This window comes from Methylobacterium sp. A52T, assembly GCF_053346095.1.
In genome coordinates this window covers 19,929-31,370 of the sequence record NZ_JBKFBI010000062.1, presented here as the reverse complement: position 1 = coordinate 31,370, position 11,442 = coordinate 19,929, and the positions used below count along the sequence as shown (strand labels likewise).

Here is an 11,442-nt window from a genome sequence, read left to right as displayed (position 1 = left end):
CGATCAGCGACCTCTGGGACACGATCCGACGAGCCTTCAGACGCTTCACGCCAGCCGAATGCCGCCGCTATCTCGCCGCCGGAGGCTACGACGCATATGATCCAATATGATCGGATACCGCTCTAGCGGCTTCCTAGCGGGCTCCTAGCGGCTCGCCGCGAGGTCGAGGCGGGCGGGGGCGTCCGGCGCCCGGGCCTGACGCTCGAGGACGGCGCGGGCGCTGTCGGCGAGGACGAGCCACGCGCCGGCCATGAGGGTGACGTCCTTGAGGACGAGGCGGCCGGCACCCGAGAGATAGGGGAAGCCGTGCTCGGCGTCGCCGAGCGCGGCGACCCAGGCCTCGGGGGTGGTCACGAGGAACGACAGGGTCACCACCGGGGTGAGGAAGGCCAGCACCGCGCCGGCCAGGCCCAGCCGCCGCGACACCAGCCCGACGAGGACGAGCAGGCCGATCAGCAGCTCGACCGTGCCGAGGCCGCGGGAGAACGCGTAGGTGTGGTTGGCCGTCTGCCACGCGCGGGCGGCGAGGTTGAGCTCGCCCTCGTGAGTGAGGTGCTGGGCGTACTGGTCGGGGTGGGCGTAGAAGAACGCCATCACCGGGCTGTTGGCGACGAAGGGCGTGATGCTGTCGGCCTCGTAGGGCACGAACTTGAGCGCGCCGATCCAGAGGAAGATGACCGCGATGGCGACCCGCATGGCCTGGAGGCCGAGGCGGTTCGAGCCCGGCCCGGAGACGAGGCCGAGGACGCGGTGAACCTGCGTGTTCATGGCACGATTCCTTGCTCAATCGGATGGGGGAGGGGCTACGCCTCGGCGGAGGCCGCGAAGGCGTCGAGCGCGCGGGTCGCGTAGACGACCGCGGCACCGGCGTTGAGGCTGGTGGCGACCCCGAGGGCCTCGGCCAGCTCGGCCTCGGTCGCGCCGAGCTTGCGGGCGGCGTCGGTGTGGACCGTGATACAGCCGTCGCAGCGCAGGGAGATCGCCACCGCCACCGCGATCAGCTCGCGGGTCTTGGCGTCGAGCTGGCCGGTCTTCTGGCCCGCCGTGCTGAGGGTGCCGTAGCCCCGCACCGTGTCGGGGCTGAGCTTGGCGAAGTGTCCGACGCCGGCGGTGACCTGCTGGCGGTAGCTGTTCCAATCGATCATGTGCATGACGACCTCCTGCGTGATGACGAGGAAGGTAGTCGGGGCCGGCCGCGCCCTCGATGACCGCGCGGCGCAGGCCGATGACCGGGCGGATCAAACCGCCTGCGGGGGCGCCTCGGCCTGCCGCGCCTGTCCGGGGCGGATCCCGTACTTGCGCAGGAACGCCCGGCTGAGGGCGGGCGCGGACTGGTAGCCGACCTCCGCGGCGAGACGGTCCAGCGGGACCGTCTCGGTGCGCAGGCGGTGATGGGCGAGCCCGAGCCGCAGGTCGGTGAGGAATTCCAGCGGGGCGACGCCCGCGGCGGCGCGGAAGGCGCGCACGAGGCTCGCCCGCGAGGCGGCGGCCGTCGCGGCCAGTTCGTCCAGCGTCCAGGGATGCACCGGGTCGCGCACCATCGCGAGCACCGCCCTGGCAGTCTGAGGATGCCCCAGGAGGCGCAGCAGGCCCTCGGCCGGGGCCGACGCCTCGAGATGCGCGCGGAGCATCATCATGAACAGCGCGCTCGCGAGGTTCTCGGCGACCGCGACCGACCCGGCGCGGAGGTCGTTCAGCTCCTCGCGGATGCCCGCCAGGAGCGGCGCGAACCGGGTGGCCAGGGGCTCGGTGCCGACGCTCAGGACGAGGAGGTCGGGCAGGGCGGTCACGATCAGGGTCTGGGGCGCCGCCTCGAAGGCCAGGCGGCCGCAGATCAGCTCCACGTCCGGCTCGGCCCCGACGGTGGTCTTGAACCGCAGATCGTGCGCGTGGCGGACCGCGACGGGCAGGGGCGTCGACGGCGGCGGCCCCGCGCCGTGGAACAGGTGCGCGTCGCCGCGCGGCAGGAGCAGGATGTCCCCGGCCGCGACCTGCAGCGGCGCGTTCCCGGGCCGCCGCAGCGTGGCGCGGCCGCGCGTGACGAGGTGGAAATAGGCCTGCCGCGTCGGCTCCGGCGCGTGCGGGGCGGTCCAGGCGCCGCCGAACCGGCAGACGTCGTCCAGGTGCGGCCGCACGCGCAGCAGCGGCGCGAGGCCGCTCAGCGGATCGTCGATTCCGGCGGCTCCGGGCGCGTCCGCGCGGCGCCTGATCGGTCCGGCCATGCTCCCCGCGCTCCGGAATGCCCCCCGGGCCCGGCATAAGGGCGCGCGGCGGCCTCGACCAGGGGTTGTTCGTCCGCCGCGCCGGTTCAGCCCGCCGCGATGGCCTTCTCGACGAAGGCGGTCACGCCCGCGATGTAGCGTTGGATCGGGATCCCGCGCTTCCGGTGCTTGGCCCGCTTCACGTACCAGTCCTGCAGGAGCGGCTTGATCAGCGCCGCGGTGAGATCAACGTCGGCGACCGCGAAGACGCCCGCCGCCGCGCCGCGGGCCAGGACCTCGGCGAAGATGCGCTCCGTGGCGGCCTCGCTCTCCGTCGCCATCGTCCGGGCGGGGGCCGGGAAGCCCTTTGCCTCCATGAAGGCGAAGACGAACCAGGGCTGCATCGCCTCGGTCAGGCGGATATGGGTCTCGATCAGCCAGCGCAGATGCGCGGCCGGATCCGCCACGAGCCCCGCCGGGGCCTGCCGCAGGACCGCCTCGGCCGTCTCGGCCACCTCGGTGAGAATCATCACCAGCAGCGTGTTCTTGTTGTCGAAGTACGAGTAGAGCCCGCCCATGCTGAGTCCCGAGGCCCGGGCGAGGTCGCGCAGGCTCGTCTCGTGGAAGCCCTGCCGGCTCGACAGCTTCAGCACCGCCTCGATGATCCGCGCGAGGTTGGCGACGGCGACGTGGTCCTTCCGGACGCTGATCCGGTCCCGGTGCCGCGCGAGGATCCGCGCGCAGATCGCCTCGGTCGCGTAGGCGTCCTTCGCCGCAAGGTGCGCCGGAAGGTGCGCCGGAAGAGCGTCTGCGGGGCTCATCGATCCCTCGTCGCGCCGTCGTCGCTTCGTCGTCGCGCCAGCCTGCCGTGGCCACGACCGGGAGCGTCTCCCGCGGTCTAGCCCGTTGCCAGGCGCGAATCCAGGCGATAAAAAGCGAGCGCTCGCTCGATTTTTATCGCCGGCACCGACCCAGGAGGTGGGCCCGTGGATTTCACCATCTCCCCGCGCGTCGAGGATTACCGCGCCCGGATCGCGGCCTTCGTGGACGCGCACATCCTGCCGCTGGAGGCCGATCCGGCCGCCTATGACGGCCACGGCAACATCAGCCTCTCCGAGCTGGCCCGGCTGCGCGACCTCGCCCGCGCAGAGGGCCTGTGGTGCCTGCAATTGCGGCCCGAGACCGGCGGCGCCGGGCTCGACAAGGTCGGCATGGCGGTCTGCTACGAGGCCATGAACCGCTCGATCTTCGGGCCGGTCGTGTTCAACTCGGCCGCGCCCGACGACGGCAACATGATGGTGCTGGAGAAGGTGGCGACCCCGGACCAGAAGGCGCGCTGGCTCGCGCCGATCGTGGACGGGCGGGTCCGCTCGGCCTTCGCCATGACCGAGCCGCATCCCGGCGGCGGCTCCGATCCCGGCATGATCCAGACCCGGGCCGAGCGGCGGGGCGACGGCTACGTGGTCACCGGCCGCAAGTGGTACATCACCGGCGCCGAGGAGGCCGAGCACTTCATCCTGATGGCGCGCACCTCCGACGACGCGCGGAAAGGGCTGACCGCCTTCCTGTTCCACCGGGACCAGCCCGGCTGGCGGATCCTGCGCCGCATCCCGATCATGGGGCCGGAGGAGCACGGCGGCCACTGCGAGCTGCTGTTCGAGGGCCTGGAGATCCCGGCCGAGAACGTCCTGATGAATGAGGGCGACGGCCTGAAGCTCACCCAGATCCGCCTCGGGCCGGCGCGGCTGACCCACTGCATGCGCTGGCTCGGCCTGTCGAAGCGCTGCGTCGAGATCGCCCGGGCCTACGCGGCCGAGCGCCACGGCTTCGGGATCCGGCTGGCCGACCGGGAGAGCATCCAGCTGATGCTGGGCGACCTCGCCATGCGGATCGAGATCGGCCGCCTCCTGGTGATGAAGGCCGCCTGGGCCCTCGACCGGGGCAGCTTCGCCCGCAAGGAGGTGTCGATGGCCAAAGTCCACGTGGCCAACCTCCTGCACGCGGCCGCCGACACGGCGATCCAGATCAACGGCGCGCGGGGCTACTCCACCGACACGCCCCTCGAGTGGATCTACCGCTACGCCCGGCAGGCGCGCCTCGTGGACGGGGCCGACGAGGTCCACAAGATGGTCCTGAACCGCAATCTCGAGGCCGAGGGCGACGCCTTCTGGTCGTGGGACGTCGGGGCCTGAGCCGGGCCGTCACCGTCCGTCCGCCGCGCGGGGCGCGTCGGCAGGCCGAGCCAGACAGGGAAGCCGAGAGGAGGCCGAGAGTATGACCGAGGTCGTGATCACAGGCGCGGTGCGCACCGCGATCGGCACGTTCGGCGGCGCGCTGGCCGGCACGCCGCCCTCCGTCCTCGCCGCCCGCTGCGTCGCGGAGGCGCTGCGCCGCGCCGGGACCGCGCCCGAGGCGGTCGGGCACGTGGTCCTCGGCAACGTCATCCCGACCGAGCCCCGGGACGCCTACATCGCCCGCGTCGCGGCGATGGAGGGCGGGATTCCCGAGGAGGTGCCGGCCATGACGGTCAACCGCCTCTGCGGCAGCGGCCTGCAGGCGATCGTCTCGGCCGCGCAGTCCATCCTGCTCGGCGACGCCGAGACGGCCGTGGCCGGCGGCGCCGAGAGCATGAGCCGCGCGCCCCACCTCCTGACCACCGGGCGGACCGGGTCGCGCATGGGCGACGCGGTGCTCGTCGACTACATGCTCGGCGCCCTGACCGACCCGTTCGGCAACGGCCACATGGGCGTCACCGCCGAGAACGTGGCCGCGCGCTACGACGTCCCCCGCGACGTGCAGGACGCCTTCGCGGCCGAGAGCCAGGCCCGCGCCGCGCGGGCGATCCGCGAGGGCCGGTTCCGGGAGCAGATCCTGCCGATCGAGGTCCAGCGCCGGCGCGAGACGGTGGCCTTCGACACCGACGAGCACCCGAAGGCCACGACCGCCGAGGACTTGGCCAAGCTCCGTCCGGCCTTCTCCAAGACCGGCAGCGTCACGGCCGGCAACGCCTCGGGGCTGAACGACGGCGCGGCGGCGCTCGTCCTGTCGAGCGCCGCGCGGGCCGCGCGCGACGGCGCGACGCCCCTCGCCCGGATCGTCGGCTACGCCCACGCCGGCGTGGACCCGTCCGAGATGGGCATGGGCCCGGTGCCGGCGGTGCGGCGGCTGCTGGAGCGGACCGGCCTACGGGCGGCGGATTTCGACGTCGTCGAGTCGAACGAGGCTTTCGCGGCGCAGGCCTGCGCGGTCTCCCGCGCCCTCGACCTCGATCCCGACAGGGTCAACCCGAACGGTGGCGCCATCGCCCTCGGCCACCCGATCGGCGCCACGGGGGCGATCATCACCGTCAAGGCCCTCTACGAGCTGGCCCGGACCGGCGGCCGCTACGGGCTCGTGACCATGTGCATCGGCGGCGGCCAGGGGATCGCCATGGCCCTCGAGCGCGTCCCGTGACGCGGTCCTGAGGCACCATGCTGGACGCGGATCAGAGGACGGCGCTCTGCGCCTGGATCGGCCGGACCCTGGAGGCCGGATCGGTCGCGCTCGACGACGCCCGGCCGCTGACCGGCGGCTCGATCCAGGAGAACTGGATGCTGTCGTGCCGGGTCGACGGCGCGCCCCGGAGCTTCGTCCTGCGCAAGGACGCGGCCGCCACCATCGCGTCGAGCCGCTCGCGGGCGGAGGAGTTCCGGATCCTGCGCGCCGCCTTCGCGGCCGGCGTGCGGGTGCCGGAGCCGGTCGGCTTCTGCGCGGATCCGGGGGTGGTCGGGGCGCCCTTCGCGCTGATGGGCCTCGTCGCCGGGATCGGGCTGGGGCCGCGGGTGGTCAAGGACACGAGCCTCGGCGGCGACCGCGCGGCCCTGGCCGAGCAGCTCGGCCGCGAGCTCGCCCGGACGCACGGCATCCTGCCGGCGGCCGGCCCGGGCACCGCCCCGGCGGACGACCTCGCCTTCCTCGGCGCGCCCGAGCCGGAGCCGGCCCTGGCCGAGATCCGCGCGCTCCGGGCGAGTCTCGACGGGATCGGCGCCGCGCGCCCGGCCCTCGAATGGGGCCTGCGCTGGGCCGAGCTCCGCGCGCCGCCCTGTCCCCGGCCGGTCCTGGTCCACCGCGACTTCCGCACCGGCAACTACATGGTCGATGCCGAGGGCCTGACGGCGATCCTCGACTGGGAATTCGCCGGCTGGGGCGACCCGGTCCAGGATATCGGCTGGTTCTGCGCCGCCTGCTGGCGCTTCGGCCGACCCGACCTGGAGGCCGGCGGCATCGCCCCGCGGGCCGCCTTCTACCGGGGCTACGAGGCCGAGAGCGGGCGCGCGATCGATCCGGAGGCGGTGCGCTACTGGGAGGTCATGGCGCATCTGCGCTGGGCGGTGATCGCCCTGGAGCAGGGCCATCGCCACGTCTCCGGCCAGGAGACGTCGCTGGAGCTGGCGCTGACCGGCCGGATGGTGCCCGAACTCGAGGCCGCGATCCTGCGCGAGACCGCGCCCGAGCGGTGGGGAGCCCGATGAGCGAATCCTTCCCGGACGCGCCCGCGGGCGCCGCCCTCCTGTCGGTCGCCCGGCAGAGCCTCCTCGACGAGGTCGCGCCGGCCCTGTCGGGGCGCCAGCGCTACGTCCTGCTGATGGCCGCCAACGCGATGGGCGTGGTCATGCGGGAGATCGCGCAGGCGGGCGCGGCGGCCGGGGCCTGGGAGCGGGCGCTGGGCGCCGCCGGATCGCCGGCCGAGCTGGTCGCGGCGATCCGCGCCGGCCGGCGCGACGGGGACGCGGCGCTCCACGCCGCGCTGGTCGAGACGACGCGGATCGCCGCCGGCATCTGGAAGGCCCCGGGCTAGGATCCGGGGCTCCAGGTCCGGGCGTCAGTAGGTGCGGCCGGTGCCCCGGCGCCGGTCGTAGCGGCGCCCGAGATAGGCGATGAGCTTCGGCACGATGAAGGCCGTCAGGAGCTTGCGCAGCATCGGTGAAACCTCCGTCAGCGGGTGCGGCGGACGAGCCATCCCGCCGCGAAGGCGACGGCGGCCAGGCCCAGCAGGGTGTTGGTGCGGTTGGCGTCGGCCGTGCGGATCGCCTGCCGGCCGTAATCGGCGCCGCGGCGGCGCGCGTCCCGGGCGCGGTCCCGGCCCTCGTCGATCAGGTGGTCGGCCCGTCTCCGGGCGGCCTCGGCCAGATGGCGGCTATCCTCCGCCAGGTCCTCGGCGAGGTCCTCGGCGCGGTCGCGGGCGCGGCCGTAGGCGTACTGCGCGCCGCCGGCCACTTGGTTGACGGCTCCGCGCACCTGTCGGCCCGGGTCACCGGTCAGGCCGCCCAGGGCGGTCTGGGCGCGGCCCTTGAGGTGGCGGGACGCGCCGCGGATCTGGTCGCGGTTCATGCAGCTCTCCTGGTGTCGGGGGAATGGAGCCCCGCCTCGGCGGGGGCGGCGGCGCCGGGGAGCCGGCGCCGCGGGACGGGCTCAGTGCTTGCCGGTGATCTTGTCGGCGACGGACTTGGCGCCGTCCTTGACGTCGCCGACGGTCTTCTGCGCCTCGCCCTTCAGCTCCTGCGCCTTGCCCTCGGCCACCAGCTTGTCGTTGCCCGTCGCCTTGCCGGCCGCCTGCTTGACGTTGCCCACCGCCTCGTTGGCCAGGCCCTTGATCTTGTCGGTCGTGCTGCTCATCGCGTGTGCTCCTGCTTCGCTGGTGAGGCCGGTCTCCCCGGCCGGTGGTGGCCCCCGCGATCGGCGCGGGGGCCGGTGACGGTGTCGGAGGGCGGTGTCAGACGCGCCGGGTCTCGTAGGCGCCGAGCAGGGTCGCGGGCTTGGGCGCGCCCATCCGGCCGCCGACATACGCCGCCAGCGCACCCAGGATCAGCGCCAGCGCGGCGTAGAACGCGCCCTGCGTGGCCGCCGACTTGGCCGTCACGGCAGCGGCCTCGGCCTTCTGCTTGGCGCTGGCCACCGCCTGCTCGTACTGCTTCTGGTAGTCGTCGATCTGCGCCTTGGCCTGATCCGGCGTGATGCCCTGCGCCTTGGCCAGGGCGTCGGCGGCGCGGGTCTTGGCCTGCTCCTTCTGGGCCGGGTCACCGGTCAGGACGGCCTTCACCGCCGCCACGGCCGCGTCCTTGGCGGCCTGCGGGTCCTGGCCGGCGGCCTGCTGGCGGACCTTGTCCTCGATGCCGTCGAGCGGGTTCGAGATCTTCGACAGCGACGGCGCCGCCGCCTGGGCGGCGGTCTGCACCGTGCCGCCGACGAGATTGCCGGCGCCGCCGAGCGCGCTCGAGACCGTGCCGAGCGTGCCGCCGACCAGGCCGCTGGCGGCCGAGGTCAGCAGGTAGAGGACGACCAGCGTCGTCACGGCCCAGGAGACCAGCCCGTGCAGGGCGGCCGCGCCCGGCAGGGCCTTGCCCGAGAGCCGCCCGGCGATGAGGCCGCCGGCCAGCGAGGCGACGAGGCCCGAGGCAACGAACCACGCGCCCGCGCCCATCGAGACGGTGGAGGCGGAGGGGTTGTCGGCGGCGGTCGTGCCGACCGAGGCCAGCCCGACGCCGACGCCGACGAGGTTGATGATCACCTGGGTGACCAGCGCGGTCACGGCGCCGGCGAAGATGGCGCCCCAGGAGACTTGGTTGAGCAGGACGGCGCGCGTGTCGGCGTGCGCGTCCGGCGCGAGGGGCGTTGCAACGGTCTGGATGGTGGTCACGCTGTCACTCCGGTGGTGGATCGCTGAAATTCGTGGGGCCGCCGGCCCGGAAGGCCCGGAAGGCCCGGAAGGCCCGGGGCGGCCGGGACGCGGCCCAGTCGCGGCTCAGTCGCGGCGGGCGCTGACGAGCAGGCCGAGGCCGAAGCCCGCGATGCCGGCGATGAGCAGGGCGGCGAGCGGGTACTCGGCGACCTGCTGGCCGACCTCGCGGGTGCCGCGGCGCAGGGCGTGGCTGCCGCGCGCGTAGGCGTCCTCGGCGTAGTCGTATGCCTCCTCGGCGGCGTGGCGGACGCCGCGCTCGGCGCGGGCGTACTGGTCCTGCGCGGCGCCCTGGGCGCGGCGGGCGCGGGCCTCGACGTCGTCGGCCCCGAGATCGTCGACGGCGTCGCGAACCCGGCCGCCGAGGTCGCGGGCCGCGTCGGCCACGTGGTCGGCCGCGTCGCGCACGGTGTCCTTGGCCTGGCCGTAGAGGGTCTCGGCCTGTCCGGCGGCCTCGCGGGCGCGGCCCTCGACCGAGTCCCGCCGCGAGCCGGTCAGGTCGCCGAACGCGCCCTGCACCTTGCCGCCGAGTTCCCGGGCCGCGCCCGTGATCCGATTGGTGTCGACCATGTCGTTCTCCTCCGTCGTCGCGTGTGCGATCGCCTCCGCGATCGCGCTCGTGGTGGGGGCGCCTCACCGTGAGGCGCCGGGTGACGTCCGTCAGCGCGGGCCGGAGCCCGCGGGCCCGGAGCCGCCGGCCTTCGATCCGGGCGCGTCGCGCTTCTGGCGCCGGCCCTCGGTCTCCGTCCGGGCATCGCCGGTCAGCTTGCCGATGGCCTCCTTCACCGAGCCCTTGAGGTGCTCGGGAGACGGTGTCTTCCTGTCTTCGGTCATGGGCGCCTCGTCATGCGTGAGAAAACCCTTGCCGACCGGAAGATGTACGCCGGGCGCACCGGATCAATGGTTTGGTTGTACCAGTATGGCGGTATTCATCCGTCAGAGATGTTCAGCGGAAAGCCGTTCTCGCGTCCCCAGACGACTGCCTCGCTGCGCTTGTGGATGCCGATCTTGCGGTAGAGGGCGGCGCCGTGATTGCGCACCGTGTTGCGCGACAGTCCGAGCTTGCGCGCGATCGCGTCGTCGCCGAGCCCCGAGCAGATCAGGTTGAGGATCTGGCGCTCGCGCACCGTCAGGTTCGGCGCCGCCGCGTCGCCGCCCTCCCGGGCCGGCCGGCGCAGGTTCGCCAGCTTCTCGATCAGCCCGCGGCTGAACCACGACGTGTCGGCCATCACCGTCTCGATCGCGTCGAACAGCTCCCGCTCCGAGTGCTTGCGCTCGGTGATGTCCTGCAGCACCAGCAGGACGAAGGCCGTCTCGTTGATCTCGACACGCTCGGCCGAGACCAGGCAGTCGAGGTTCGCGCCGCTCTCGTGGCGCAGGCAGACCTCGACACCGAGCACGTAGCCCTGCCGCTCCAGGGCGGCCTCGACCTGCAGGCGCTGCTTCTCGGCGACCCACAGGCCGGCCTCTTCGAGCGAGCGGCCGACGACGCGGTCCTCGCCCAGGCCGAAGACCCGGCTGAACGCCTCGTTCACGCCCGTGACCTGGCCGTCCTCGGCCCGCACCAGCACGGTCGGGATCGGCGTCATCCGGAACGCCTTGGCGAAGCGCTCCTCGCTCTGGCGCAGGGCGGCCTCGGCCTTCCGGCGCAGCTCCAGATCCGCGAAGGTGAACAGCATGCAGGGCTCGTCGCCCATCTCGATCGGCTGCCCGGCGACGATCACGAAGCGGCTCCCGCCGTCGGGCAGGTCGAGGCAGGCCTCCATCTGCGGGATCGTGCCGCCCGCGTTGAGCCGCGCGACGGCGAGGTCGCGGTTGCGCGCGCCGGCCAGGACGTCGACCTCGTAGACGCTGCGGCCGATGACGGCGTCGCGGGTGTGGCCGGTCATCTCCAGGAAGCCGTGATTGACCTTGACGTGGCGCAGGTCGGACAGCCGCGTGATCACGGCCGGGGCCGGGTTGGCGTTGAAGGTGCGCTCGAACCGCTCCTCGGCCTCGAACTGGTCGGAGACGTCCTTCAGGATCAGCGCGAGGCAGCTCGGGTTGCCGTCGCGGTCCGTGGCCACGAGGCTGCGCAGCGAGTGCACGAAGTCCATGTCGGGTTTGTCGGCCCGCCGTACCTCGACCACGACGTCGTGGAAGGTCTCGCCGGCCACGACGCGCTCGATCGGGTATTCGGCGGGCGTGATGTGGTTGCGGTAGCGGAGGCAGAAGCGGTCGCGGTAGGCGTCGACGGTGGGGCCGAGCTCGTCGAGGCTCTCGGCGCCGTGCATCGCCAGGGCGGCCTCGTTGGCGTAGGCGATGGTCTGATCGGGCTCGACCAGGATCACGCCCTCGCTCAGGCCGGCGATGATCTGCCGGAGCTCATGCCTGTCGACGCCCGCCGTCACAGCTTCTGCACCCCTTCACGCGGTCACTGCCCTGTCGGCAGCGGGGCACAAACGGGTTGCGCACAAGCAGGTTCCCTCATCTAAGTTATTTTCCTGGTATACGCGCATCATTGACGCGGGCGTTTTGAGCCAGAGA

General features: G+C 73.3%; 14 protein-coding genes and 1 pseudogene. 5 read left to right on the top strand and 10 right to left on the bottom strand.

Going from position 1 to position 11,442, the window contains the following annotated elements; genetic code table 11:
• Positions 1–110 (top strand): annotated as a pseudogene (locus ACLBYE_RS16320) (IS630 family transposase); the annotation flags it as partial.
• Between the two features lie 34 nt (positions 111–144).
• Here the strand turns inward: ACLBYE_RS16320 and rclC are convergent.
• The 4 genes from rclC to ACLBYE_RS16300 form a co-directional block, all read right to left on the bottom strand.
• Entirely contained in the window at positions 145–768 is a 624-nt protein-coding gene (gene rclC / locus ACLBYE_RS16315; RefSeq protein WP_447694967.1) for a reactive chlorine resistance membrane protein RclC, read from the bottom strand.
• 35 nt (positions 769–803) lie between these two features.
• Positions 804–1,151 carry a carboxymuconolactone decarboxylase family protein gene (locus ACLBYE_RS16310; protein ID WP_020096313.1) on the bottom strand — a complete coding sequence of 116 codons (348 nt, stop codon included), beginning with the start codon at positions 1,149–1,151 and terminating at the stop codon, positions 804–806.
• An 87-nt stretch (positions 1,152–1,238) separates the two neighbouring features.
• On the bottom strand, positions 1,239–2,222 hold the full coding sequence (locus ACLBYE_RS16305) for a cupin domain-containing protein (RefSeq protein WP_447694966.1): 984 nt from the start codon (positions 2,220–2,222) through the stop codon (positions 1,239–1,241).
• Between the two features lie 86 nt (positions 2,223–2,308).
• The gene (locus ACLBYE_RS16300) at positions 2,309–3,022 is read right to left on the bottom strand and encodes a TetR/AcrR family transcriptional regulator (RefSeq protein ID WP_447694965.1); all 714 of its coding nucleotides are present in this window, start codon (positions 3,020–3,022) and stop codon (positions 2,309–2,311) included.
• A 165-nt stretch (positions 3,023–3,187) separates the two neighbouring features.
• On the opposite strand from ACLBYE_RS16300, the gene ACLBYE_RS16295 reads away from it, so the two are divergent.
• From ACLBYE_RS16295 to ACLBYE_RS16280, 4 genes are all read left to right on the top strand, one after another.
• Positions 3,188–4,393, top strand: coding sequence for an acyl-CoA dehydrogenase family protein (locus tag ACLBYE_RS16295; RefSeq protein ID WP_447694964.1), 1,206 nt, complete (start codon positions 3,188–3,190; stop codon positions 4,391–4,393).
• 82 nt (positions 4,394–4,475) lie between these two features.
• Positions 4,476–5,654 carry a beta-ketothiolase BktB gene (gene bktB, locus ACLBYE_RS16290; protein ID WP_447694963.1) on the top strand — a complete coding sequence of 393 codons (1,179 nt, stop codon included), beginning with the start codon at positions 4,476–4,478 and terminating at the stop codon, positions 5,652–5,654.
• Between the two features lie 17 nt (positions 5,655–5,671).
• Complete coding sequence (locus tag ACLBYE_RS16285; protein ID WP_447694962.1) at positions 5,672–6,712, top strand: phosphotransferase family protein; 1,041 nt, start codon at positions 5,672–5,674, stop codon at positions 6,710–6,712.
• A complete protein-coding gene (locus ACLBYE_RS16280) occupies positions 6,709–7,038 on the top strand; it encodes a DUF6285 domain-containing protein (protein WP_447694961.1) in 330 nt (109 codons plus the stop codon). The genes ACLBYE_RS16285 and ACLBYE_RS16280 overlap by 4 nt, the downstream gene beginning before the upstream one ends.
• A gap of 137 nt (positions 7,039–7,175) precedes the next feature.
• On the opposite strand, the gene ACLBYE_RS16275 is transcribed toward ACLBYE_RS16280, so the two are convergent.
• The 6 genes from ACLBYE_RS16275 to ACLBYE_RS16250 all read right to left on the bottom strand — a co-directional run bounded on the left by ACLBYE_RS16275 (position 7,176) and on the right by ACLBYE_RS16250 (position 11,306).
• Positions 7,176–7,571 carry a CsbD family protein gene (locus ACLBYE_RS16275; protein WP_100252887.1) on the bottom strand — a complete coding sequence of 132 codons (396 nt, stop codon included), beginning with the start codon at positions 7,569–7,571 and terminating at the stop codon, positions 7,176–7,178.
• Between the two features lie 81 nt (positions 7,572–7,652).
• Complete coding sequence (locus tag ACLBYE_RS16270) at positions 7,653–7,856, bottom strand: CsbD family protein (RefSeq protein ID WP_020096305.1); 204 nt, start codon at positions 7,854–7,856, stop codon at positions 7,653–7,655.
• 97 nt (positions 7,857–7,953) lie between these two features.
• A complete protein-coding gene (locus ACLBYE_RS16265) occupies positions 7,954–8,877 on the bottom strand; it encodes a PhnA-like protein (RefSeq protein WP_447694960.1) in 924 nt (307 codons plus the stop codon).
• A gap of 105 nt (positions 8,878–8,982) precedes the next feature.
• Entirely contained in the window at positions 8,983–9,486 is a 504-nt protein-coding gene (locus ACLBYE_RS16260; RefSeq protein WP_091683262.1) for a CsbD family protein, read from the bottom strand.
• 90 nt (positions 9,487–9,576) lie between these two features.
• Complete coding sequence (locus tag ACLBYE_RS16255) at positions 9,577–9,750, bottom strand: CsbD family protein (RefSeq protein WP_447694959.1); 174 nt, start codon at positions 9,748–9,750, stop codon at positions 9,577–9,579.
• A 95-nt stretch (positions 9,751–9,845) separates the two neighbouring features.
• A complete protein-coding gene (locus ACLBYE_RS16250; protein ID WP_447694958.1) occupies positions 9,846–11,306 on the bottom strand; it encodes a PAS domain S-box protein in 1,461 nt (486 codons plus the stop codon).
• Positions 11,307–11,442 lie beyond the last annotated feature (136 nt).

Excerpts from the sequence above, each read along its gene's own strand:
- ACLBYE_RS16285 (WP_447694962.1), top strand. The coding sequence starts at position 5,672 with ATGCTGGACGCGGATCAGAGGACGGCGCTCTGCGCCTGGATCGGCCGG.
- ACLBYE_RS16275 (WP_100252887.1), bottom strand. The coding sequence starts at position 7,571 with ATGAACCGCGACCAGATCCGCGGCGCGTCCCGCCACCTCAAGGGCCGC.
- ACLBYE_RS16255 (WP_447694959.1), bottom strand. The coding sequence starts at position 9,750 with ATGACCGAAGACAGGAAGACACCGTCTCCCGAGCACCTCAAGGGCTCG.
- ACLBYE_RS16260 (WP_091683262.1), bottom strand. The coding sequence starts at position 9,486 with ATGGTCGACACCAATCGGATCACGGGCGCGGCCCGGGAACTCGGCGGC.
- ACLBYE_RS16280 (WP_447694961.1), top strand. The coding sequence starts at position 6,709 with ATGAGCGAATCCTTCCCGGACGCGCCCGCGGGCGCCGCCCTCCTGTCG.
- bktB (WP_447694963.1), top strand. The coding sequence starts at position 4,476 with ATGACCGAGGTCGTGATCACAGGCGCGGTGCGCACCGCGATCGGCACG.
- ACLBYE_RS16300 (WP_447694965.1), bottom strand. The coding sequence starts at position 3,022 with ATGAGCCCCGCAGACGCTCTTCCGGCGCACCTTCCGGCGCACCTTGCG.
- ACLBYE_RS16305 (WP_447694966.1), bottom strand. The coding sequence starts at position 2,222 with ATGGCCGGACCGATCAGGCGCCGCGCGGACGCGCCCGGAGCCGCCGGA.
- ACLBYE_RS16270 (WP_020096305.1), bottom strand. The coding sequence starts at position 7,856 with ATGAGCAGCACGACCGACAAGATCAAGGGCCTGGCCAACGAGGCGGTG.
- rclC (WP_447694967.1), bottom strand. The coding sequence starts at position 768 with ATGAACACGCAGGTTCACCGCGTCCTCGGCCTCGTCTCCGGGCCGGGC.
- ACLBYE_RS16310 (WP_020096313.1), bottom strand. The coding sequence starts at position 1,151 with ATGCACATGATCGATTGGAACAGCTACCGCCAGCAGGTCACCGCCGGC.